Source organism: Pseudomonas sp. P116, assembly GCF_020149425.1.
Lineage (GTDB): Bacteria > Pseudomonadota > Gammaproteobacteria > Pseudomonadales > Pseudomonadaceae > Aquipseudomonas > Aquipseudomonas anatoliensis.
Map to the genome: position 1 here is coordinate 370120 of NZ_JACVHB010000001.1, position 24978 is coordinate 395097.

The window sequence follows — 24978 nt, forward strand, 5'->3', positions numbered from 1 at the left end:
GACCGTTTGGCGAAGCCAAACACATCGAAAGGAGGTGCAGCGAAGCAAACCGGAAGCGATGCCCCCGGATCAATCCCGGAACGAAGGGACCCCGAGCCTCAGCGAGGGGCCGAACGTCAGGGCACAGACCTTTTGGTTACTTTTGGCTGGGCCGGCATTCCGGGCGTTTGCCAAAAGTGACCCGCCGTAAGGGCGGAACCCTAATCAGCAACACCCGCAGCAACGGATATTCCCCCCAACCAAACCACCAAACCACCAAACCACAATCAACCCAAAGCCCGCGCCAAAACCCGGCTCAGGCGTTCATGCACCTGCAAAACATCAGGCATAACGCAAGCCATACGCAGCAAGTCATGGGTCAACCCCGAACAATGCTCAAGCTCAACACTCACACCGTGCTCACGCAATTTATCCGCATAAGCCTGCCCCTCATCCAGCAAGGGATCAAACCCGGCCAACAGCACAATCGCCGGAGCCACACCACGCAAGTCCTCCGCCAGCAATGGCGAAAAGCGCCAGTCTAAATAGTCCTGCGGGCTGCGGGCATAGTGCTGATAGAACCAGTCCAGCGTATCGTTCTCCAGCAGATAACCCTCGCCGAACAGCAAGCGTGAATCATGAGTGCGCGACGCATCGGTAACCGGATAACACAACAACTGCACCTTGGGCGCGATGGCCACCGTCGACGGCTGTACCACCGCTTGTACAGCCAGCACGGTGGCCAGGGTAGCACCGGCACTGTCGCCGCCAAACGCTACGCGCGAGGTGTCGAGACCCAGGCCCGCAGCGTTTTCCGCCAGCCACGACAAGGCATCCTCGCCATCTTCCAGCGCCGTAGGAAAGCGATGCTCCGGTGCCAGCCGATAACCAACCGAAAGCACCGCACAGGGCGTACGTCGGCAGAATTCACGACACACACCATCATGGGAGTCGAGGCTGCCGACGACGAAACCGCCGCCGTGAAAATACACCAGCACCGGCATCGGCGCAGACGCACCATTGGGCCGGTATAGACGCAACGCCAATGGCGCACCGTCGCGAGCCAGGGTGTCGACCGGTGTAACGTGCAGATCTTCGGGCACAGGCCAGCGCAACTGCGCCGTGGTCTGCTCGAAAGTCGCCCGGGCTTCGCTCGGGGTCAATTGGTGCATGGCCGGCAGGCCGGCGTCCTGGCTGTCTTGAGCGAGGTCGAGGAAGGCTTCCAGATCAGGGTGTAACGACATCGATAAGGTCCTTGTATGAGCAAACAAGGGGCGCGCACGGGCGACGCCCCCCACAAGAGTCAGTGCAATTGCCGATCAGCCCACGCGTGCCATGCAATGCTCGACCAACGCCTCCAGCTCACGCTGGAAATCGTTCATCAAGGCATCCATGGTGCCGGCGCGATACCGCTGGCTGCTGTAGATGCAGCGCATGGCCAACTGACCGTCATAGACCTGGCCGACAATTTCCAGCCAGTTGCCCAGGTTGGCTTTGAGGCTGTAGTTGTCACCGGTTTCTTCCAGCGCCGGCACCAGCAACGCCTGCTCGTCGAAGCTCTGGTCGAACTGGCCCAGGTAGTTGAACGTGACCCGCGCTTGCGGCAGCTCGTCCAGTTGCCGGGATACCTCGGCCCCCGCCAGATGGCGCAACACGCCGTAGCCGATGCCCTTCTGCGGCACCGCTGCCAATTGCGCCTGCACGTTGACGATCGAACGGCCAATGTCATCGCTGTCTGGACGCAAACGCACCGGGAACATGCTGGTGAACCAGCCCAGACTGCGGCTCAGATCAATGGTCTCGAACAGGTCTTCGCGACCATGGCCTTCGAGCAGGACCAGCGCCGACGGTTGTTGACTCCAGCGGCACAGCGCGCGACTGAGTGCCGACAGCAGCAGATCGTTGATCTGCGTGCCGTACACCGCCGGGGCTTGTTTGAGCAGTTGTTCGGTGTGTTCGCGTGACAGTTTGAGCCGCGCCTGCGCTTGTTGGCGCACGAGGTTTTTGCCGCGCGGGTTGTCGCACGGCAGATCGACGCCCGGCTGATCCAGTTGCTCCAGCCAATACGACAGTTCCTGCTCGGCGATCACCGGCGCCTGGGTCTGTAACGCCTCGGCGAACGAACGATAACTGCTGGTGCGAATCGGCAGTTTCGGCTCCTGCCCCTGCACGCACGCCTCGTAGGCCACTTTCAAATCGTCGAGCAGAATCCGCCAGGACACGGTGTCGACCACCAAGTGATGAATCACCACCAGCAATCGCGCCTGGCCATCGGGCAAGGCGACGTGCATCACCCGCCAGACCGGCCCGTCGTCGAGTTTCAGGCTGCGCTGGGCGAGGTTGGCCAGCGCTTCGACCTGCTCGCTGTTGTCCGCTTCGCGACGCCAGAGCAACACTTCGCCCTGTTCGTTGAGGTCACAGTAGCGTTGCAACCAGCGTCCGCCTTCGTGGCTGAAACGCAGACGCAACGAGTCGTGATGTTGCTCGACCCAGCTCAGTGCTTGCTCCAGTGCGTCCAGATCCAGCGGCTGGCGCGCGCTCAGCAGCAGCGACTGATTGTAGTGATGCGCCTCGGCCATGCCTTCGGCAAAGAACCACTCCTGAATCGGCAAGAGATTGAACAGCCCCTCGGTGGCCACTTGCGTGATGTCCGTCTGTGGCTGGGCCGTGCCCTCCTTCGCCACTTCCTGCTCGACGATGCCGGCGATGGTCTGATAACGCATCAGGTCGCGCAGCTTGAGATCCATCTGCAACGTCGGGTGGTTTCTGACGCGGGAGATCACCTGCAAACTCAGAATCGAGTCGCCGCCCAGTTCGAAGAAGTTATCGCTGATACCCACCTGCTCGACCTGCAGCACCTGCGCCCAGATGTCCGCGAGCAAGCTTTCCTGCTCGTTGCGCGGCGCGATGTATTCCTCGGTTTTGAATTCCGGTTCCGGCAACGCCTTGCGATCGAGCTTGCCATTTGGCGTGACGGGGAAAGCATCCAGGCAGACGATCTGCGCCGGCACCATGTATTCCGGTAACGAAGCACGCAGGCCAGCCTTGAGTTCATCGCCGATGTCTTCGCCAGTTGCGGTGACCACATAACCGATCAGTTGCTTGCCAGAGGCATTGTCACGGGCGATCACCAGTGCATCGGTGACCGATGGCAATTGGCGCAGACTGGCTTCGACTTCGCCCAGTTCGATGCGGAAGCCGCGCACCTTGACCTGATGGTCGATACGGCCGACGTAATCGACCACACCGTCGGTACGCAAACGCACCAGATCGCCGCTGCGATACAAGCGCTCGCCCGCCGCGAACGGGTTCGGTACAAAGCGCTCGCAGGTCAGGTCCGCACGCCCGTGATAACCCCGGGCGACACCGTACCCGCCGATGTACAGCTCACCGGCAAAACCGGGCGGCAACGGGTTCAAATCCTCGTCCAGCACGTACAACGAACGCGCGCCGACGGCGCGGCCGATCGGTGCATAGGCCGCTTCGCAATGCTGGCTGACCGGGACTTTCCAGAGCATCGGCGTGACCACGGTTTCGGTCGGGCCGTAGCCGTTGGTGAAGTACTCGGGACGCAGCGCAGCCTTGACCTGCTCGAAAGTCTGATCCGGCACCGCATCGCCGCCGAAGCAATAGATCCGCACGGGCGGCGGCGCAATGCCGCTGGCCGCCGCATATTCAGCCAGTTGTTTGAGGTAGGCCGGCGGGAAGCAGGCGATGGTGATGCCGTAATCGTGCAGCGCCTGATAGGTCTCCTCCGGCGTCCACAGGCAACCGTCACGGATCACCAGGCGACCACCACTGTACAAGGTGCTCAGCCAGCGCTCATGGGCGCCGTCGAAGGCGAACGACATGAAGTGCAGCTCGCAACTGCTGGCGTCCATTTCGTACAGTTCGGCAATCGCCTGACAGTGCATGCTCAGCGGGCCTTGGGTGACCGCGACGCCTTTTGGACGCCCGGTGGAACCGGAGGTGTAGACCAGATACGCCAGACCCTGCTCGTGAACGCGGCAGTCGGGAACGTGTTCGGCGTAGCGGCTCTCGTCGAGGTGATCGATTTCCAGGCGCAGCAGACCTTCCGGCGCCGGCAGCGTCGCGCGCAGGCTGCTCTGGGTCAGCAGCAGTGCCATGCCCGAATCTTCGATCATGTATGCCAGACGCTCCGGCGGATACTCAATATCCAGCGGCACGTACGCCGCACCGCTCTTGAGGACGGCGAGGAAGCTCACCACCATCTCCAGCGAACGCGGCAAGGCCACGCCGATCACTACTTCCGGCCCGGCACCGTGTTCGATCAGACAGTTAGCCAGACGATTGGCCCGCTGTTCGAGTTCGCCGTAGCTCAGGCTCATCCCCGCGCATTGCAAGGCAATCGCCTGCGGCTGCTGTTGCGCGTGACGGCTGATCAGTTCCGGCAACAGAGCCGTTTGATGCGAGTGAGCCGGTTCGGCGCTCCAGGCCTGTGCTGCTTGCCATTGCTCGTTGCTCAGGCGCTGCAAGTTGCCGAGGCGCTCGTACGGTGCCGCCAACATCGCGGCAATCGTGTTCTCCATGGTCTGGCGAATACCGACAACGGCGTCGGCACTGAAGTGGCTGCGCAGATACAGGTATTCGATCGACAACTCGTCGCCGAGCATCACCGCGAGGTCCATCGGCACGTTGGTCACGCCATGGCCGATGGATTTGCCGAAGGTCAGGTCGGTGTCGTTTTCTTCCTGCAAACGGTCGTCGATCGGGAAGTTTTCGAACACTACGATGCTGTCGAACAGCGCCTGCCCACCGAGGTTGGACCAGCGTTGTACATCGGCCAGCGGCGCCTGGGAATAATCGCGAATGTCGAGGTTGTAGGCCTGCACTTCGCCCAGCCAGTCCGCCAGACGCTGATCCGCTTGCGGCGTCTGAATGATCGGCAAGGTGTTGATGAACAGACCCAGCATGTTGCCGACATTCGCCAGGCTTTCCGGACGTCCCGACACTGTGGCACCGAAGGTCACCGTCTGCTGGCCGGTGTAGCGCTGCAGCAGCAGCAGCCATGCGCCCTGAATCAGCGTGTTGGGGGTGATGCGCAGATCGCGGCAGAACTGCAACAGGCCCGCGGTTTGCGCTTTGTCCCAATTGGAATAGATCGCATCGTGGCCGGCGACATCGACGCTGTGGCGCGGATGCATCGCCTGGCTCAGGGCCGTCGGCTCGTTGACCACGGCCAGACGCGCCTTCCAGAACAGCTCCTGAGCGTCCTGATCCTGCGCCTGCAACCAGGCGATGAAGTCGCGGTAACGACCGTTCTCGCCGGTGATTTCGCCCTTGGCGTAATACTGCAGCACTTCGCCGAACAGGCGCGAGCTGCTCCAGCCATCCATCAGGATGTGGTGGCTGGTCCAAATCATTTGATACTGATCGTCGCTCAGGCGCAGCAGGGTGATCCGTTGCAAGCGCGCATCGGCCAGGTCGAAGCCCAGGGCGCGGTCATCGCTGGCGAACTCGGCGATAGCCGCTTCGCTGAAGTCGCGTTCGCGCCAGTCAAGCACCTGCATTTGCAACGGCGCGTGGCGATGCACCACCTGTAACGGTTTGCTCAAGCCATCCTGCCAATGGAAACTGGTGCGCAGAATGGCCTGGCGGACAATCACGAATTCCCAGGCCTTGCGGAAACGCTCCACGTCCAGGCCCTTGATCGGCAGGCTGACCTGTTGCATGTAAAGGCTGCTGCCGTTATCCGACAGCGTGTGGAACAGCATGCCTTCCTGCATCGGCGACAGCGGGTAGACGTCCTCGATCATGTCAGCCGGCATCGGCAATGCATCGAGCTGCGCTTGATCCAGTTGGGCCAACGGATAGTCCGCCGGGGTGTCGCTGACGGAGTCGGCGTGATCGACCGAGACCACCGTGGCGAGTTTCTGCACGGTCTGCTGCTGGAACAAATCTTTCGGGGTGAAACGAATCCCCTGCTGACGCGCGCGGCTGACCAGCTGAATCGAGATGATCGAATCGCCGCCCAAGGCAAAGAAGTTGTCGGTGACGCCGACGCGTTCGATTTTGAGAATGTCCTGCCAGACTTCAGCCAGTTGTTGCTCCAGCGGCGTCGACGGCGCCACGTAATCGCGCTGCGACTGGCTGGCGTCCGGTGCCGGTAAGGCCTTGCGGTCGAGTTTACCGTTCGGGGTCAGCGGCAACTGCTCGAGGAACAGCCACTGCGCCGGCACCATGTAATCCGGCAGATGCGCCTTGAGCACGTCCTGCAACGCCTGGCTCAGAGCGTCCTGCTCTTCGAGGCTCAGGCTGCTGTCGCTCGGTACCACGTACGCGACCAGTTGCTGACCGCTCGGGCCATCCACGGCCAGCACCACGCCGTCGCGCACTCTGTTGTGGGCCAGCAAACGCGCTTCGATTTCACCCAGTTCGATGCGGAACCCGCGCACCTTCACCTGATGGTCGATGCGCCCGACATATTCGATACGGCCGTCGTCAGTGAAGCGGGTCAGGTCGCCAGTGCGATACATGCGCTCGCCGGTGTTCGAAAGCGGGTTCGGCACGAAACGTTCGGCGGTCAGGCCAGGGCGGAACAGGTAGCCACGGGTGATGCCATCGCCAGCCAGATACAGCTCGGCCGCCACTCCAATCGGCGCTGGCTGCAATTGGCCGTCGAGCATATACGCCGTGGTGTTGACCAACGGCCGACCGATGTTCGCCTGACCACCGAGTGCGCGGCGAGTCCAGGTCGAATAGGTCGTGTCTTCCGAAGGCCCGTACAGGTCGTAGACGTGAGCCACCGAGGTTTCGCGGTAAAGGGTATCGACCAGACTCTGCTTCAGCGGCTCGCCAGCAAGGTTGATGATGCGCACGCCCTGCGGAATCTGCCCGATGCGTTGCAGTGCGGCAATCGCCGACGGCACGGTGTTGATCAGGCGTACCTGATCACGCTCCGGCAAGTCCGGTAGCTCCAGCGCATTACGCGCCATGACGATCGAACCGCCACGCGCCAGGGTGACGAAAATCTCCCACACCGACAGGTCGAAACACACCGACGTCGAGGCCAGTACACCTTGCAGATCGTCTTCGCTGTAGACATCGGCGGACCAGTGAATCAGCGCCTGCACATTGCGATGAGCGATGGCCACGCCTTTCGGTTTGCCGGTGGAACCGGAGGTGTAGATCACGTACGCCAGATTGGCGGAGTCGCCCTGCGCCGGCAGATTGTCCGAAGACAACTCGGCAAACGCCTGACCGCCCGCCTCGACCAGTACCACTTCGGCGTCGGTCTGCGGCAATTGCGCCAGCAGCGGCTGTTGCGTCAGCAGGACTTTTGCCTGGCTGTCCTCGAGCATGTAAGCCACGCGATCGGCTGGATAATCCGGGTCCAGCGGCACATAGGTGCCACCGGCCTTGAGCACCGCCATCAAGGCGATCACCAGCTCCGCCGAACGCGGCATCACCACGCCCACGCGGATTTCGGGGCCGACCCCGAGCACCTGCAGATGACGCGCCAACTGGTTAGCGCGCTGATTGAGTTCGGCGTAGCTCAGGGCCACGCCGGCGTGACTCAGGGCCTGTGCGTGCGGATGCATTTGCACGCGGGCTTCGAAGCTTTGCGGGATCAGACGTTCAGCCGGATACGTGGCGTGATTGTCGTTCCACTGCGCCAGTGTCTGGCGTTCAGCGACCGACAGCAGGCCGATCTCGCCCAACAGCCGTTGCGGCGCCTCAAGGAACTGACGCAGCACTTCTTGCATATGCGCCGCCAGCCCCTGCACGCTGCACTCGGCGAAGTGCTCGGTGAGGTAATTGAAGTCCAGATTCAACACGTCGCTGGCCCCGGCGATCAAGGTCAGGCCGTAGTTGGTTTGCTCGCGGTGTTCTAAACCTGCGAAACGCAGGCCACCGGGATTGGCTTCCAATGCTTCGGACACCGGATAGTTTTCAAACACCAGCAAAGTGTCGAACAGCGCTTCGCCGCTCAGTTGCGCCAGACGCTGGATGTCCTGCAACGGCGTCTGCTCGAAGTCACGCAGCAACAGGTTCTTGTCCTGCACACTGCGCACCCAGTCGCCGACGCTGACCGTGGCCTGCGGGCTGGCGATCACCGGCAAGGTGTTGATGAAAAGACCCAGTTGCTGCTCGATGCCCGGCAAATCAACCGGGCGCCCGGACACGGTTGCGCCAAACGCAACGGTGGCCTGGCCGGTGTAGCGTTGCAGCACCAGCAACCACGCCGCTTGCACCAGGCTGTTGAGGGTCACTTGCTGCTGACGGGAGAAACTGTTCAGGCGCTGAGTAAAGACTTCGTCGAAATGCAGACGATGCATTTGCTTGCCCGGCCCCGGCACGGTACGCCCATGGCAGGCCGAGGCCAAACGGGTCGGCTCGTCCAGTTCAGCCAGTTGCCCGCGCCAGAAATCCTCTGCGCCGGCCTTGTCCTGACCTTGCAGCCAGACCAGGAAGTCGCGGTAACGACCCTGTGCACTCGGCACCGGGTGACCGGCGTAATCCTGCAATACCTCGCCGAACATCCGCGAGTTGCTCCAGCCATCCATGAGGATGTGGTGGCAGGTGAAAATCAGACGATGACGGTCATCGGCAGTACGTAGCAGGCACAGGCGCAACAGGGGCGGGTTCTGCAGATCGAAACCGCGCTCACGGTCGGCCTGCGCCCGCGCTTCGAGCACGGCCGGCAGATCCGTCACACCGCGCACATCGACTTCCGGCATTTCCAGGGTCAACTGCCGGTTGATCACTTGCAGCGGCGCATCGAGGCCGTCGCGGCCCCAGATGAAACCGGCGCGCAGCACTTCATGGCGATCTACTACGCGCTGCCAGGCTTGCTGGAAGCGCGCCACGTCGAGGCCGTCGATGTCCAGCAGCATCTGATAGACATAGGCGCTGGCATCGGCGTCGTACAGGCTGTGGAACAGAATGCCCTGCTGCATTGGCGCCAGCGGATAAATGTCCTCGATGCGCTGAGCAGCGATCGGCAGGCTGTCCAGATGCGCTTGGGACAACCCCGCCAGTGGCACGTCGGACGGCGTCAAACCACCGCTCGGGTGGCTCAGGCAATGGTCGATCAACTCGCCCAGCGCCACTTCATACGCGCGGGCCAGCGCGTTGATGGTGGCCTCTTCAAAAACATCGCTGCTGTAGGTCCAGGTCAGGCTCAGTTGGCCCTGATAGACCCGGCCGTCGATGGTCAGCCAGTTGGCCATCGGCGCGTTTTCGTCCTGGCCGGCGCCCTTGTCTTCGGTGGCCGGCACCCACAGGGCGTCGGCGTCGAAGTTGTTGTCGAACTGGCCGAGGTAGTTGAACGTCACCTTCGGTTGCGCCAATGGGTTCAGGGAAGCTTGCGCCGCGGGGCTGCCCAAGTGACGGAGCAAGCCATAGCCGATGCCTTTATTGGGGATCGAGCGCAGTTGCTCCTTGATGCCCTTGATCGACGCTTCGAGATTGACGTCGGGGGTCAGGCGCACCGGGAACATGCTGGTGAACCAACCCACCGTGCGGCTCAGGTCGACGTCGTCGAACAGGTCTTCACGACCGTGCCCCTCAAGCTGCACCAGTGCGCTGTCGGTGTGGGTCCACTGGCACAAGACCCGGGCGAGCGCGGTCAGCAACAAGTCGTTGACCTGGGTGCGATAAACCGCTGGCGCCTGTTGCAGCAACTGACGGGTGCGTTCGGCGTCCAGACGCGTATCGACACTGCGTTCGAAACGGTTGCTCAACTGGCCCTGCGGGTTGTCCAGCGGCAGTTCGACCGACACATCGCGCAGCTGCCCGCGCCAGTAATCCAGTTCGCTTTCCAGCTCAGCGCTGCGGGCATGCTCCTGCAGACGCTTGCCCCACTCCTTGAACGCGCTGGTCTTGGCCGGCAGACGCACGGCTTGCTCGGTGCTCAGTTGTTGATACGCGGTTTGCAGATCTTCCAGCAGGATCCGCCACGACACACCATCGACCACCAGGTGATGGATCACCAGCAGCAAGCGCTGGCTGGCGTCCGGCAAATCGACCAGCGCCGCGCGAATCAGCGGGCCATCGAGCAAATCGAGGCTGCGTTGCAAGTCCAGGCACAAGGCCGGCAATGCCGCGCTGTCGTCCAGCGTAAAGGTGCGCAGCAACGCTTGCGCTTGCTCCGCAGGCGCATGGCTCTGTTGCCAGCCATCGCTGGATTGGCGATAACGCAGGCGCAGGGCGTCATGGTGCCGTTGCAGATGCTGCAACGCCTGCGCAAGCGGTGCCGCTTGCAGCGCGGTGGCCGGGGTCAGCAGGATCGACTGGTTCCAGTGATGCCGCGCCGGGATGTCGCTGTTGAAGAAGTAATGCTGGATCGGCGTCAGGACCGCGTCGCCCAGCACCTCGCCCTGCTGGGTCTGCACCGCATCGCTTTGTTGCGCGACGGTGGCCAGACGCTGCACGGTCTGGTGCTGGAAGATGTCCTTGGGGGTGAAGCGAATGCCCGCCTGACGGGCGCGGCTGACCACCTGAATCGAAATGATCGAGTCGCCGCCCAGCTCAAAGAAGTTGTCGTTGAGGCCGACCCGCTCGACCTTCAACACGTCCTGCCAGATCTCGGCCAGACGCTGTTCCAGTTCGTTGCGCGGTGCCGCGTACGCTTCCTGCACCTGGGCGACGTCGGGCTGTGGCAGTTGCTTGCGATCGAGTTTGCCATTGGCCGTCAGCGGCAGACGTTCAAGGAACGCCCAACTGACCGGAACCATGTAATCCGGCAGGGATTGGCGCAGGTGAACCTTGATCGATTCGCGCAGCGCGCCCTGCCCTTCGGCGTCCAGCGCCTCGTTGGCGACGATCCAGGTCGCCAGTTGCTGACCGCTGAGGCCATCGACCGCCTGCACCACCGCCTCGCGCACTTCGGGGTGCTTGAGCAGTTGCGCTTCGATTTCCCCGAGTTCGATACGAAAGCCGCGGATCTTCACCTGATGGTCGATACGGCCGATGTATTCGATCACACCGTCGCCGCGCAACCGCGCGAGGTCACCGGTGCGATACAGACGCTCTCCCGCCTGCGGATTGAAAGGATCCGGCACGAACCGCGTAGCAGTCATTCCCGCCTGATTCAGGTAACCACGGGCCAGACCGGCGCCGGCGATGTACAACTCGCCGATGCAGCCTTGCGGCACCAGGTTCAGCGAGTTGTCGAGCAAGTACCACGACAGGTCGACAATCGGCTCGCCGATCGGGCTGCTGTGGCTATGCTGCAAGTCGGCCAGCGACAACGGCCGGTAAGTCACGTGCACGGTGGTTTCGGTGATGCCGTACATGTTGATCAGCGTGGGGGCACAGTCGCCGAAACGCTCGAACCACGGACGCAGGCTCTGCACTTCCAGTGCCTCGCCACCGAACACCACATAACGCAGCGCGTTATCGCGTGTCGACTCGCTGGCCACCTGCATCAACGGCTTGAACGCCGACGGCGTCTGGTTCAGGACGGTGACATTTTCGTCGCACAGCAGGGTGTAGAAATCCTCCGGGGAGCGGCTGACGTCGTGGGGCACCACCACCAGTTTGCCGCCATAGAGCAGCGCACCGAAGATCTCCCACACCGAGAAATCGAAGGCGTAGGAATGGAACAGTGTCCAGCTGTCCTGTGGACCGAAATCGAACCAGTGTTCGGTGGCGCTGAACAGGCGCATGACGTTGCTGTGCGGCAGCAGCGCGCCTTTCGGTTTGCCGGTGGAGCCGGAGGTGTAAATGACGTAGGCCAGATTATCCGGCGTAGTCAGGCACACCGGATTGGTGTCGTTGCCATGTTCTGGCGTTTGATTCAGATCGAGGCACGCCAGCCCCTGCGGAACCGGCAATTGCGCCAGCAGATGCTCTTGGGTCAGCAGCAACTCGATGCCGCTGTCTTCGATCATGTGGCTCAGGCGATCATCCGGGTAACCCGGGTCCAGCGGCACATAGGCGCCACCAGCCTTGAGCACCGCGAGGATGGCGACGATCATGTCCAGCGAACGCTCAACGGCGACACCGACGCGCACGTCCGGGCCGACGCCACGCGCGATCAGCACATGCGCCCACTGGTTGGCGCGGCGATTGAGTTCTGCGTAGGTCAGGCGTTGCCCGTCGCAGGTTACGGCCACCGCATCGGGATGACGTTCGGCCTGGGCTTCGATGGTTTGGTGAATGCATTGCTCGACCGTTTGCTCGACCAACGCCGGGTTCCACTGTGCGAGCAATTGTTGCTGCTGGCTGCCATCGAGTATCGGCAACTGGCCGATGCGCTGCGTCGGCTCGGCGACGATGGCCTGCAACAGTACGGTCCAGTGTTGCGCCAGACGCTCGATGGTTGCCGCGTCGAACAGATCGGTGGCGTACTTGAGCACGGCTTCGATGCCATGCGCCTGTTCGGTGGTGTTGAGGGTCAGGTCGAATTGCGCGGTCTGGCTCTGCCATTCCAGTGGCTCGATGCTCAGGCCGTTCAGACGCGTCTCGACGCTCGCGCGGCGTTCGGCCTGGTGGTTGAACATCACCTGGAACAAAGGACTGTGGCTCAAGCTGCGGCCCGGCTCCAGCGCTTCTACCAGTTGCTCGAACGGCAAATCCTGATGGGCTTGCGCTTCTTGTGCGGTTTGCTTGACCTGACGCAGCAGATCGACAAACGGCAGTTGCCCGTCGATGTCGGCCTTGAGCACCTGAGTGTTGACGAAGAAGCCGATCAGACGCTCGATTTCGACCCGCCCACGGTTGGCCACCGGCACACCGACACGAATGTCGGGCTGCCCGCTGTAACGGTGCAACAAAGCCTGGAACGAGGCCAGCAGCAAGACGAACAGCGTGACGTTTTCCTTGCGCGCAAAGGCCTTGAGCGCGTTGCTCAGCGTCGGGTCGAGAATCAGGTTATGGCTGGCGCCGGCGAAGCTTTGCTCGATGGAGCGCGGGCGATCCATCGGCAGTTCCAGCACCGGTTGCTCGCCGCCCAGCTTCTCCTGCCAGTACGCCAGTTGCCGCTCCTGCTCCCCGGCCTCCATCCACTGCCGCTGCCACAAGGCGTAGTCGGCGTATTGAATCGGCAAGGCCGGCAGACCGGCGTCGTGACCGAGATTGAAGCCAGCGTAAAGCTGCACCAGCTCTTCGATCATCACTTGCAGCGACCAGCCATCGGACACGATGTGGTGCAGGGTCAGCACCAGTACATGATCATGCGGGGTGACTTGCAGCAAGGCCGCGCGCAACAGCGGGCCGTGCTCCAGGTCGAAAGTTTTCTGGCTCTGGGTCTGCACGAACGCCTGAATTGAAGCCTCAGGGTCGTTCGCCAGCGCAGCGCTCAGTTGATGGATCTCCAGTGCAAAGGGTCCTGCGGGCAGGACCCTTTGCAAGGGTTGCCCGGTTTCCTGAGTGAACACCGTGCGCAAGGTTTCGTGTCGTTCGATCAGCGCCTGGACGCTGCGCTCCAGCGCACTCACATCCAGCGGCCCCTGCAAACGCAGGGCCGTCGGAATGTTGTAGGCCGCGCTGTGCGGCGCCCACTGCCAGAGAAACCACTGGCGTTGCTGAGCGTAGGACAGCAACAGCGGCTCTTCAGCCGTGCGCTTGAAAACCGGGGCAATGTCAAAGAGGTTGACGCCTTTCTGCTTGAGCAGAACCGCCAGAGCCTTTCTTTGCTTAGCCGAAAGTTGTCCTACCGACTCGATTAACTCTTGCACGCGTTTTTCCCTCTCAAGAAATCAGTTTTTCCAGATCATCGAGGGATAGACGTTTGAGGGCCTCCAGGGATTTAGCCAATTCATCCTGAACGGGCGACATTTCGACGCGCAAGGCCTCGATCCGCGCGCAGAACGCCTTGAGGGTGTCGGTTTCGAACAGCTCTTTGAGCGGCACCTTGTCGCCCAGACGCTCCTTGATCCGGGTCACCACCAGCGTGGCCAGCAACGAGTGCCCGCCGAGCTGGAAGAAGTTGTCGGCCAGGCCCACCTGTTCGACCTCCAGCACCTCTTGCCAGACCGTCGCCACCTCCCACTGCAAATCGGTCTGCGGCGCCTGATAGTGCTGCTGTGTCGGGCTGTCGCCCAACGCCATCAAGGCCTTGCGATCCAGCTTGCCGTTCGGGGTCAGCGGGATGGCTTCGATCAGGTGCAAGTGTCCCGGCACCATGTGCGCCGGCAAGCGGCTGGCCAGCGCGTTGCGCAAGCGTTCCGTCAATGCGTGCTGATCCGTCACTGCCTGCGCCGCCACGACGTAGGCATGCAGGTGTTTGCCGGCGGCACCGTCCTGAGCGAGCACCACCGCTTCGCGGATTTCGTCCTGCTCCAACAGCCGCGCTTCGATTTCGCTGAGTTCGATACGGAAGCCGCGAATCTTCACCTGATGGTCGGCCCGGCCGATGTACTCGATGTTGTCATCACTGCCCTGGCGCACCAGGTCGCCGGTGCGGTACAGCCGTTCGCCGTTGCTGGCGTACGGGTTCGGCACAAAGCGTTCGGCGGTCAGTGCCGCGCGCATCAGATAACCACGGGTCACCCCGGCACCGCCCAGATACAGCTCGGCGGCCACGCCGTTCGGCAGCACCTGCAACTGGCTGTCGAGCAGATAAGCCACGGTGTTTTCCAGCGGCCGGCCGATGTTGGCCTGCCCTTGCGCGGTACGCAGGGTGAAGGTCGAGTAAGTGGTGTCCTCTGACGGCCCGTAGAGGTCGTAGACCTGCTTGACCGATGTGCTTGCGTACAAACTGTCCACCAGATTTTGCTTGAGCGGTTCGCCAGCCAGATTGATCGTGGTGACCGAATCTGGAATCTGCCCGGCGCGTTGCAATGCGGCAATTGCCGAAGGCACTGTGTTGATCAACGTGACCTGCTCGCGGGCCGGCAAATCGGCCAGCGCCAGCGCGTTGTCCGCCAGCACCAGGCAACCACCGCAAGCGAGGGTGACGAAGATCTCCCAGACCGACAGGTCAAAGCAGATCGACGTCGAGGCCAGCACGCCGCGCAGCTGCTCCTCGCAATAGACCCCGGCCGACCACTGAATCAGCGCCGAGAGGTTGCCATGGGTGATGGCCACGCCTTTCGGTTTGCCGGTGGAACCGGAGGTGTAGATGACGTACGCCAGATTCTGCGCCGACACTTTCGCCAGCGGAGCCGTGGACGGGAATTCGCTCAGCGTGCCCTCGTCCACCAACAGCACCTGTGCGCTCAGCGCTGCGGGCAACATCGCCTGCGCCGCCGGCTCGGTGAGCAGCACCGCGGCGCGGCTGTCATCGAGCATATGCAGCAAACGTTCCTGTGGATAATCCGGGTCCAGCGGCACATAAGCGCCACCGGCCTTGAGAATTGCCAACAAGGCCACGAGCATGTCCGGTGTGCGACGCATGCACACACCCACGCGCACCTCTGGCCCGACCCCCAGCGTTTGCAGCTTGTGCGCCAAGCGATTGGCCCGGACATCGAGGCCTTGGTAATCGATCCGTTGCTCGGCGAACACAATGGCGTCCGCCTGCGGTTGCCGCTGCACTTGTGCGGCGATGTGTTCCAGCACGCTGCGTGAATCCAGCGCCTTGACATCGGCCCGCCCCCAATCGATCGCATATTGACGCTCGGGCTCTGCGAGCAATTCCAGGGTTCCCAACGGTTGCGTGGCATCAGCCAGGAACTGCGCCAACAGACTCTCAAGCTGTGCACTCAATGCAACGACTGTCGTCGCAGCGAAACTGGCCTGATCATAACTGACCCCCAGACTCAGCTCGCGACCGGTGACCGCTACCAGCGTCAACGGGTAGTTGGTCTGCTCCTGACGGCGAATCGCCGAGAACGTCAGGCCGTTGGCCGGACCTTGTTGCAGGGCTTCGGCCATCGGGTAGTTCTCGAACACCAGAATGCTGTCGAACAACGCCCCATTACCCGCTCCCGCCCAGCGCTGGATATCGTAGAGCGGCGTGTGTTCGTGCTCGCGCAGCGCCAGATTGAGGCTCTGCACCTGTTGCAGCCACTGGCTGACGACGATATCGGCGGACGGCGCTGCCACCACCGGCAAGGTATTGATGAACAGACCGATCTGCTGCTCGACGCCCGGCAAGTCGGTCGGACGCCCGGCCACGGTCGCGCCGAACGCGACGTTGTCCTGACCGGTATAGCGCTGCAACAGCACCAGCCACGCGGCTTGCACCAGAGTGTTGAGGGTGACTTTCTGCTCGCGGGCGAAACGGTTCAAATCAGCCGTCAGTTGCTCACTGAACACATGCTCGTGATCGGCGTAACCACTGGCACTGCGCTGCCCGCCAGACACGGCATTGGCCAGACGCGTCGGCTCTTCAAGGTCAGCCAGGGCCGTCGTCCAGAATTCGCGGCTGGCCTGCTGATCGCGCTGGCCGAGCCATTCAATGTAGTCGCGATAGCGTCCCTGCCCGACCGCCGGGGTCATGCCGGCATAACGCTGCAGCACTTCACCGAACAACTGCGAGGTACTCCAACCGTCCATGAGGATGTGGTGGCAGGTGTAGATCAAGTGATGCGTCGAGTCGTCCGTGCGCACCAGCGTCACCCGCAACAGCGGCGCGGCGGTCAGGTCGAAACCACTGGCCAGATCATCACCAGCCAGTTGATCCAGCGCCGTACCGAGGTCATCGCGACCACGCCAGTCCTGCAAGCGCCATGGCATCTGCGCACTCTGGCGAACCACTTGCACCGCAGCGGCGGCATCTTGCGGCCAGACGAACGCCGTGCGCAGGATTTCGTGGGCGTCGACGGTTTGCTGCCAGGCCTGACGGAAACGCTCGGTGTCCAGATTCTGTACATCGACACGCAGTTGGTTGGTGTAGGCCGGGCTGTCCGGATCGTTGACGCTGTGGAACAGAATGCCCTGCTGCATCGGCGACAACGGGTAGAGGTCGACGATGTCGCGGGCCGGGATCGGCAGTGCCGACAGCTGTGCCTGGGTCAGGCTCGCCAGAGTGAAGTCCGACGGTGTTACACCGGCCTCACCACTGTCGCAGCAATGCTCGATCAAACGCTCCAGCTCACGACGATAGGCTACGGCCAGCGCTTCGATGGTTTCGGCGCGGTACATGCCCGTGCCAAAAGTCCAGGTCAGTTCCAGTTCACCGCCGTACACCTGACCATCGACGCTCAGCCAGTTACCCAATGGTGCCGCAGCGTCCTGATTGGCCCCGGTGCTTTCACCTGCCGGAATAAACAAGGCGCCTTCGTCGGCATTGAACGCACCGTCGAACTGGCCCAGATAGTTGAATGTCACCCGTGGCTGAGCCAGCCCCTGCAATTCGGCGGATCGGGTCAAATAGCGCAGCACGCCGTAACCGATGCCTTTGCCCGGCACCGCACGCAATTGCTCCTTGATCGCGCAAAGAGATGCGCCCGGCTGCGCTTGCGGGGTCAGACGCACCGGGAACAGGCTGCTGAACCAACCGACCGTGCGACTCAGATCGACTTCATCGAACAAGTCTTCGCGACCGTGCCCTTCAAGTTGCACCAATACCGAAGGCTGTTCACTCCAGTCGCACAACACCCGCGCCAGCGCGGTCAGCAGCAGGTCGTTGATTTGTGTGCGATAGGCAGCAGGGGCGACTTTGAGCAGCTTGTGAGTCAGCGCCTGGCTCAGGCGCGAACTGGCCCGGGCCGCTTGTCCACGGGTCTGACGCTCTTGCGGGAAATCCTGCGGCAGTTGCGCGTCACCCGCCTCCAGGGTTGTGCGCCAGTATTCGCTCTCAGCAGCCAGCGCCTCGCACTGCGCATAACGCTGCAGGTGTTCAGCCCAGCTGTGCAGCGAAGTGCTTTTGCCCGGCAAGACCATCGCGGTACCGGTGGCGAGCGCGGTATAAGCGTGCTGCAGATCTTCCAGCAGAATGCGCCACGACACGCCATCCACCACAAGGTGATGGATGACCAGCAACAAACGTTGCTCGGCGTCCGGCAGGTTCACCAGCACGGCGCGCAGCAAACGCCCCTGTTGCAGATCCAGACTCCGCTGGGCCTCATCGGCAAGGTCCGGCAACGACGCCAGACTGTCCAGTTCGCGCACCCACAACAACTCCGGGTCACGCTGGGTCTGCGGCAGTACCTGCCACGTATCGCCCGACGCCTGGAAATTCAGCGCCAGCGCGTCATGCTGTTCAACCAGCGCCGTCAGTGCGGTGCGCAGGTGATTGGCGTCAAGAGTGGTAGTCGGCTGCAACATCACTGACTGGTTCCAGTGCTGACGCCGGGCAATCTCGGTCTCGAAGAACCGCGCCTGAATCGGCAGCAATGACAGCGGCCCACGCGCCGGCTGCGCGCTGGCAACCGCTGGTTTGGCTTCGATCAGTTTTGCGACGGCGGCCAATTGGCCGACCGTCTGTTTTTCGAACAGCTGCTTGGGGCTCAACTTGATGCCCTGGCGCTTGGCCCGAGCAATGATTTGCAGACTGAGGATGGAATCACCGCCCAGCTCGAAAAAGTTATCGGTGCTGCCGACGCGCTCAAGCTTCAGCACATCAGCCCAGATCGCCGCCAGCTTCTCTTCGATCTCACCCACCGGCGCGACGAAATGCTGAGTGATCACCCCCGGCACCGGTAAGGCACGTTTGTCGAGTTTGCCGTTGGCCGTCAGCGGCAGTTGCTCCAGCAGGACGATCTGCGCCGGCACCATGTAATCGGGCAAACACGCTTGCAGTTGCTCGCGCAGCGCCTGCGCCTGCAATGTCAGACTCGCCGCCGGCACGCACCACGCCACCAGTTGCAGCCGCGCCGGATCGTCATCCAGTGGCAGCGCCAGCACCGCCGCCTCACTGACACCGTCGAGCCCGAGCAGCACGCGCGCGACCTCCGCCGGCTCCACGCGATAACCGCGCACCTTGACCTGATCGTCGGCGCGGCCGATGAATTCCATCGATTGCTGACGATTGCGACGTACGCGGTCACCGCTGCGGTAAACCCTTGCACCCGGCGCGCCGAACGGATCCGGGAGGAAACGCTCTGCGGTCAGCCCCGGCTGGTTCAGATAACCCAGCGCCACGCTGTCACCACCGATGTACAGCTCGCCGGCTACCTGATCGGCAACGTTGTTCAGTACGTCGTCGAGCACATAAACGTGAGCTCCGGCCAATGCGCTACCGACCGGTACGCCGCGCGTCAGGGTCAGATCACCGACTTCATGGGCCAACACGCCCACCGTGGTTTCGCTCGGTCCATAGTGGTTGATGACGCGGCAGCCCGGTTTAAGCTGACGCACGCGCTCCACCAGTGCCGGCGCACACGCCTCACCGCCGACGATCAGCGCGTGTTCCGGCAATACGTCAGCAGCCCCTGAGGCCTGCAACAAAGCGCTCAGATGGCCCGGGACGATTTTCAGCATGCCCACTTGATGCGTGGCCATGTACTCGGCAAAGCGATCCGGATCGAAGCCCAGTTCCTCCGGCAATACATGCAGCAGCCGCCCGGAGCACAGCGCCCCGAACAGCACGGTAAAACCTAGGTCCGCCGCGATGGTGGAGACGAGCGCCATGCTGGCGTCCGGTGCCGGCGCCAGACGCTCCAGCACACCGCGCACATAGCTGGCCAGCGCACCGTGGCTGACCAGCACACCTTTGGGTTGTCCGGTCGAACCGGAGGTGTGGATGACGTACGCCGGCGATTGAGCGCACAACGTCACGGCTGGACAGGTGCCCGCCATTGACTGCCACTGCTGCGGTGTAAACGCGATACCCTGACAGCCGTCAACCGCCAGCCCGCAAACACGTGCATCGCCTTCGGCGCATAACAGTATCCGCGCGTTGGCAGCACCGAGCATCTGCTGCAAGCGTGCGTCCGGCGCCTTGACGTCCAGCGGCATGTACACCGCGCCAGCCTTGAAGATCGCCAGCACACAGGTCAGCCAATCCAGCGAACGCTCCATCAGCACTGCCACCGGTTGGCCGTCGCGCACGCCTTGGGCGCGCAAATGATGGGCCAGGCGATTGGCCGCCTGATCCAGCGTCCGATAACTCAAGACTTGATTCAAATCGCGGGCAGCCGCCCCTTCAGGCTGGCGGGCGACTTCACGATCCCAGTGCTGCAACACCGACAGTGCCGGCTCGGCAACTGCTGGCAGTGCCACAGGTGAGATCAGCGCGACGCTGTGCAGCGGCGCTTGCGGCGCTTTCAGCAATTCACTGAACAGACCGAGCAAGGCCGGCACGAAACCGGCAACAGTCTGCGCGCGATAGAGGTCGCTGGCATAAGTCATCTGACCGTGAATCAGCGTGCCGTCGTCGGTGATGTCCAGCGCCAGATCGAAGTGGGTGCCGTCCTTGTCCAGCGGATACTCCGCCACGCTCAATCCGGGCAGGGCCATCGCACGCTGCTTCTGCATGCCGACGTTCTGGTTGAACTTGACCTGAAACAGCGGGTTGTGGCCCAGGGTTCGCTCAGCGACCAACTCGTCCACCAGTTGCTCAAACGGCAGCTCCTGATGCGCCTGGGCGCCGAACGATGCTTCACGCACCCGCGCCAGTAGATCCGTGAAACTGCCGCGCTCATCCACTTCGCAACGCAGCACCTGAGTGTTGACGAAGAAGCCGATCAGCCCTTCGACTTCGGCACGTCCACGGTTGGCATTCGGCACACCGACACGAATGTCGCGCTGCCCGGCGTGTCGCGACACAAACAGCGAAAAACCCGCCAGCACCAGCATGAACAGACTGATGCCCTGACTGCGGGCAAACGCGTTGAGTTGCCGCGACAGGTCCGCACCAAAGTCAAAGCTCAGAGTCTGGCCTTCGAAGCTCTGTGTCAGGGGTCGGGCGAAGTCCGGCGCCACTTCCAGTAGCGGATGTTCCTCGCCCAGCTGCTGGCGCCAGTAATCGAGCTGACGCTCGCCCTCGCCGGCTTCCAGCCAGCGCCGCTGCCAGATCGCATAGTCGGCGTATTGCAACGCCAGTGCCGGCAATTGCGGCTCGCGCTCCAGGCTGAACGCCTGATAGCACTGCACGAACTCCTTGACCATCACGTCCATCGACCAACCGTCGGAGACGATGTGGTGCATGCTCACCACGAGCACGAACTCTTCGTCAGCCAAGGCAAACAGACTGGCTCGAAGCAACGGCCCGTGGCGCAAATCGAACGGCCGCGCCGTGACGGTTTGCACCTGTTGCGCCAAGGCCGGCTCGCGCTCAGAAGCAGGCAGCGCCGTGAGGTCGATGCGTTCCAGCGCAATCGGTTGTTGATCGAGAATTACCTGATGCGGTTGATCGCCGTCGGTCTGGAACACCGTGCGCAGCACTTCATGGCGCGCCACCAGAAAATCGAAGGAGCGTTGCAGCGCCGCTTCGTCCAGACGCCCGTTCAGACGCAGGCCGGCCGCCATGTTGTACGCGGCGCTTTGTGGTTCCAGCTGCCAGAGAAACAACAAGCGCTGCTGTGCGAACGACAACGGAATCGGCGTGACTTCGTGACGGCTGACTGGCAGTGGCAACAGGCTGAAATCCTTGCCGTCCTCGCGCAGTTTGGCCAAAAACAGCCGACGCTGCTCCAGCGGCAAGCCGACGAACCTTTTCGCGATGCGCTCCGCCATAGTGCCGCTCATACTTCTTCTCCTTCCAAAGCATTCATGAACTGATCCATGTCGGACCAGTCGTCCTCGGTTGCACTGTCAGCCAGTTGCGCCAGCACCGCCGCCAGATCAGCCAGCAGCGGTTTTTCGAACAGACTGCGTAGCGGCAACACCACGCCCGATTGACTTTTGATACGCGCAATCACTTGTGCGGCCAGCAGCGAGTGGCCGCCCAGCTCAAAGAAATGATCATCGAGACCGACCCGCGACACTTGCAGGACCTCTGCCCAGATCTGCGCCAGTTGCTGTTCCGTGTCCGTTTGCGGTGCGCGATAGTCGCCTTGCAGTTGGCTCGGATCCGGTGCCGGCAACGCCTTGCGGTCGAGCTTGCCGCTTGGCGTCAGCGGCAGATTCGGCAACAACAGCAAGTGCCCCGGCACCATGTAGTCCGGCAGATGGGCTTGCAGCGCGGCGCGTATTTGCTGGCGGAACGCCGACTGAGTGGCGGCGCTTTCCAGCACGGCCTGATCGCAGACCACGTACGCCACCAGTTGCTGGCCACCGCTGAGCGGCACTGCCAGCACCACCGCTTCGCGAACCCCTGAGCACTGCTGCAGGCGCGATTCGATTTCGCCCAGTTCGATGCGGAAACCGCGAATCTTCACTTGATGATCGACCCGGCCGACGTACTCCAGCGCACCATCGGCACGCAGTCGCGCACGGTCACCAGTGCGGTACAGGCGTTGGCCAGCGGCGAACGGGTCGGCGATAAAGCGCTCGGCACTGAGCATCGGCTGACGGTGATAACCACGGGCGAGGCCCGGGCCGCCTATGTACAACTCGCCCACCGCGCCTTGCGGCAGCAGGTTCAAATGATCATCGAGCACGTACAGGCGACGGTCATCCAGACCTTGGCCGATGGGAATGCCGCGCCACGACACAGCGTCCGCCGTCATTGCGGTGCAGTCATGAATCGTCGAGACCACCGTGGCTTCGGTCGGGCCGTAGGTATTGAGCAAACGCACATGGCCCAAACCGGCCTGTTGCCACAGACGCAAACCGTCCACCGCCATGGCCTCACCACCGACGTGAATCTGGCGCAACGCACCGAAATCGGCCGGTGGATTAGCGGCGTATTCCTGCACCAGCCAATACCAGTAGGCGGCCGGCAAATCGGCCAAGGTGATGCCGTGGTCGACTATCACTCGACGCAACGTCGCGCTGTCCCACAGCTGTGCATCGCGTAACACCACGCCAGCGCCATGGCACAGCGGTGGAAAAAACTGCTCGACGAAGCCATCGAAACTGCTGGTGGCGAATTGCATGACGCGGTCACCTTCGCGCAGGTCGCTGTAACTGATGGCGCGGGCGATGAACTCACTCAGCGCACCGTGGCTGACCGCGACACCTTTCGGCCGCCCGGTGGAACCGGAGGTGTAGATCACGTAGGCGAGGTTTTGCGCTGCGACCGTCACCGACAGATTGTCGACGTCGTCACTGTCGGCCAGTTGCTCCAGGCACAGGCAATCGACACCGTCGAGGGGCGGCAGGCTGGCGAGGCTGACGCTGTCGGTCAGCAGCAGTTTCAGGCCGCTGTCATCCAGCACATGGCGCAGGCGTTCGGCCGGGGTTTGCGGATCCAGCGGCACATAGGCGCCGCCGGCCTTGAGTACCGCCAGCAACGCCACCGCCAGTTCCAGCGAGCGCCCTAACGCGACGCCGACCAGCACGTCAGGGCCGACACCCCGCGCACGCAACTGATGCGCCAGACGGTTGCTGCGGGTGTTCAACTCGGCATAGGTGAGTGACGGCGACGGTTCGCTCGCCAGAATCACCGCCGCTGCCTGCGGCGTGCGCACCACTTGCGCGTCGAACAGGGTTTGCACGCTGGCGAAATCAGGTTCCGACGCAGTGGACTGAATCAGCTGTTTACGCTCGGTATCTGCCAGCAGCGCGACGTCGCCGACGAATTGCTGCGGGTCGTGGCAGACGGACATAAGAATGTTGCGCCAATGCCCGGCCATTGCGGCGATGGTCGCGGCATCGAAGATATCGGTGGCGTAGGTGAAGGCGGCGAACAGTTGCTCGCCCTCCTCGCGGGTGTCGAGCATCAGGTCGCTGGTGGCCGCGTGTTGCCGACCGCTGCCGGCCAATTGCGCTTCGCTCAGATAGTCCACCTGCAAACCGGACTCAAGCTGCACGTGCTGCAAGTCAGTCACCAGCGGCTGGTGGTTGAACATCACCTGGAACAGCGGATTATGGCTCTGACTGCGCGCCGGTTGCAGCGCTTCGATCAGGGCGTCGAACGGTAGCTCCTGATGGACCTGGGCGCCGAGCGCTGCCTCGCGCAGGCGCTGCAACAGCTCGGCGAAGCGGGTTTGCGCGGTGACTTCGCTGCGCAGAATCTGCGTGTTGACGAAGAAGCCGATCAGGCCTTCGGTCTCGCTGCGGGTGCGGTTGGCAATCAGACCGCCGACGCGAATGTCGGTCTGGCCACTGTAGCGATGCAGCAAGGTCTTGAACGCGGCCAGCAGTACCACGAACAGGGTCACGCCTTGACGCTGGGCAAGGCTTTTCAGTTCTTGGCGCAGCGCGGCATCAATCACCGTTTCCAGACGCGCGCCCTGATGACTCGATTGTGCCGGATAGGCGCGGTCGGTCGGCAATTCCAATACGGGATGCTCGTCGCCCAGCTGTGTGCGCCAGTAATCCAGTTGCCGCTCGCGCTCACCCGCCTCCAGCCAGCTGCGCTGCCACAGCGCGTAATCGCGGTAATGCACAATCAGCGCCGGCAACGACGGCTCACGCCCCGCAACGAGGGCGTCGTAGGTGCGCATGAACTCATCGATGAGAATGTTCATCGACCAGCCGTCGGCAATGATGTGGTGCAAGGTCAGCAGCAGCACGTGTTCCTGCTCGGCCAGACGCAACAGCCGCAGGCTCAACAGCGGGCCGTGTTCCAGGTCGAACGCTTGCGTGGCCTCGGCCATCATGTGCTGTTGCACCAGCGGCCAGCGCTGCGCCTCGGGCACGCGGCTCAAATCGTTGAGCGGTAGTTGCAATGCCTGCGGCTCGGCCACTCGCTGGAAGGCACGTTCGCCGGCCTGACCGAAGGTGGTGCGCAGGCATTCGTGCCGCGCCACCAGCAGGCTGAACGCCTGCTCCAGGGCCTGCACCTGCAACTCGCCGTTCAGGCGTACCGCCATCGGCAGGTTATAGGCGGCACTTTGCGGGTCCAGCTGCCAGAGAAACCACATCCGCTGCTGCGCGTAAGACAGCCCTTCGCGCTCGGCGATTCCCTCACAGGCCGTCATGGGCAACTGCGCAAAATCAATGCCTTCGCGAGCCATGCCGGCGAGAAACAAACGTCGTTTGTCCTGCGGCAATTCGATAAAACGGCGGGCTAGTTTCTGTGCGTCTGCGGCATTCATGCATGGGGTCCTTGCTGATCGGCGGCGTGACCAGGAGGCCCGGTCGTATCAACAAGAACGAATGACAAACGCAATGATTTAGCAACCCGGCGCAATACCGGCCCAGCGGCAACCT

General features: G+C 62.6%; 4 protein-coding genes. All 4 read right to left on the bottom strand.

Going from position 1 to position 24978, the window contains the following annotated elements; translation table 11 throughout:
- Nucleotides 1–266: 266 nt before the first annotated feature.
- Complete coding sequence (locus tag ICA15_RS02015; protein ID WP_042558563.1) at nt 267–1223, bottom strand: alpha/beta hydrolase; 957 nt, start codon at nt 1221–1223, stop codon at nt 267–269.
- A gap of 75 nt (nt 1224–1298) precedes the next feature.
- A complete protein-coding gene (locus tag ICA15_RS02020; protein ID WP_210555569.1) occupies nt 1299–13625 on the bottom strand; it encodes a non-ribosomal peptide synthase/polyketide synthase in 12327 nt (4108 codons plus the stop codon).
- Nucleotides 13626–13638: 13 nt separating this feature from the next.
- The gene (locus tag ICA15_RS02025) at nt 13639–21465 is read right to left on the bottom strand and encodes a non-ribosomal peptide synthetase (protein WP_210555568.1); all 7827 of its coding nucleotides are present in this window, start codon (nt 21463–21465) and stop codon (nt 13639–13641) included.
- Nucleotides 21462–24863 (bottom strand): non-ribosomal peptide synthetase, encoded by a 3402-nt coding sequence (locus ICA15_RS02030; RefSeq protein ID WP_210555567.1) that lies wholly within the window; start codon nt 24861–24863, stop codon nt 21462–21464. The genes ICA15_RS02025 and ICA15_RS02030 overlap by 4 nt, the downstream gene beginning before the upstream one ends.
- Nucleotides 24864–24978 lie beyond the last annotated feature (115 nt).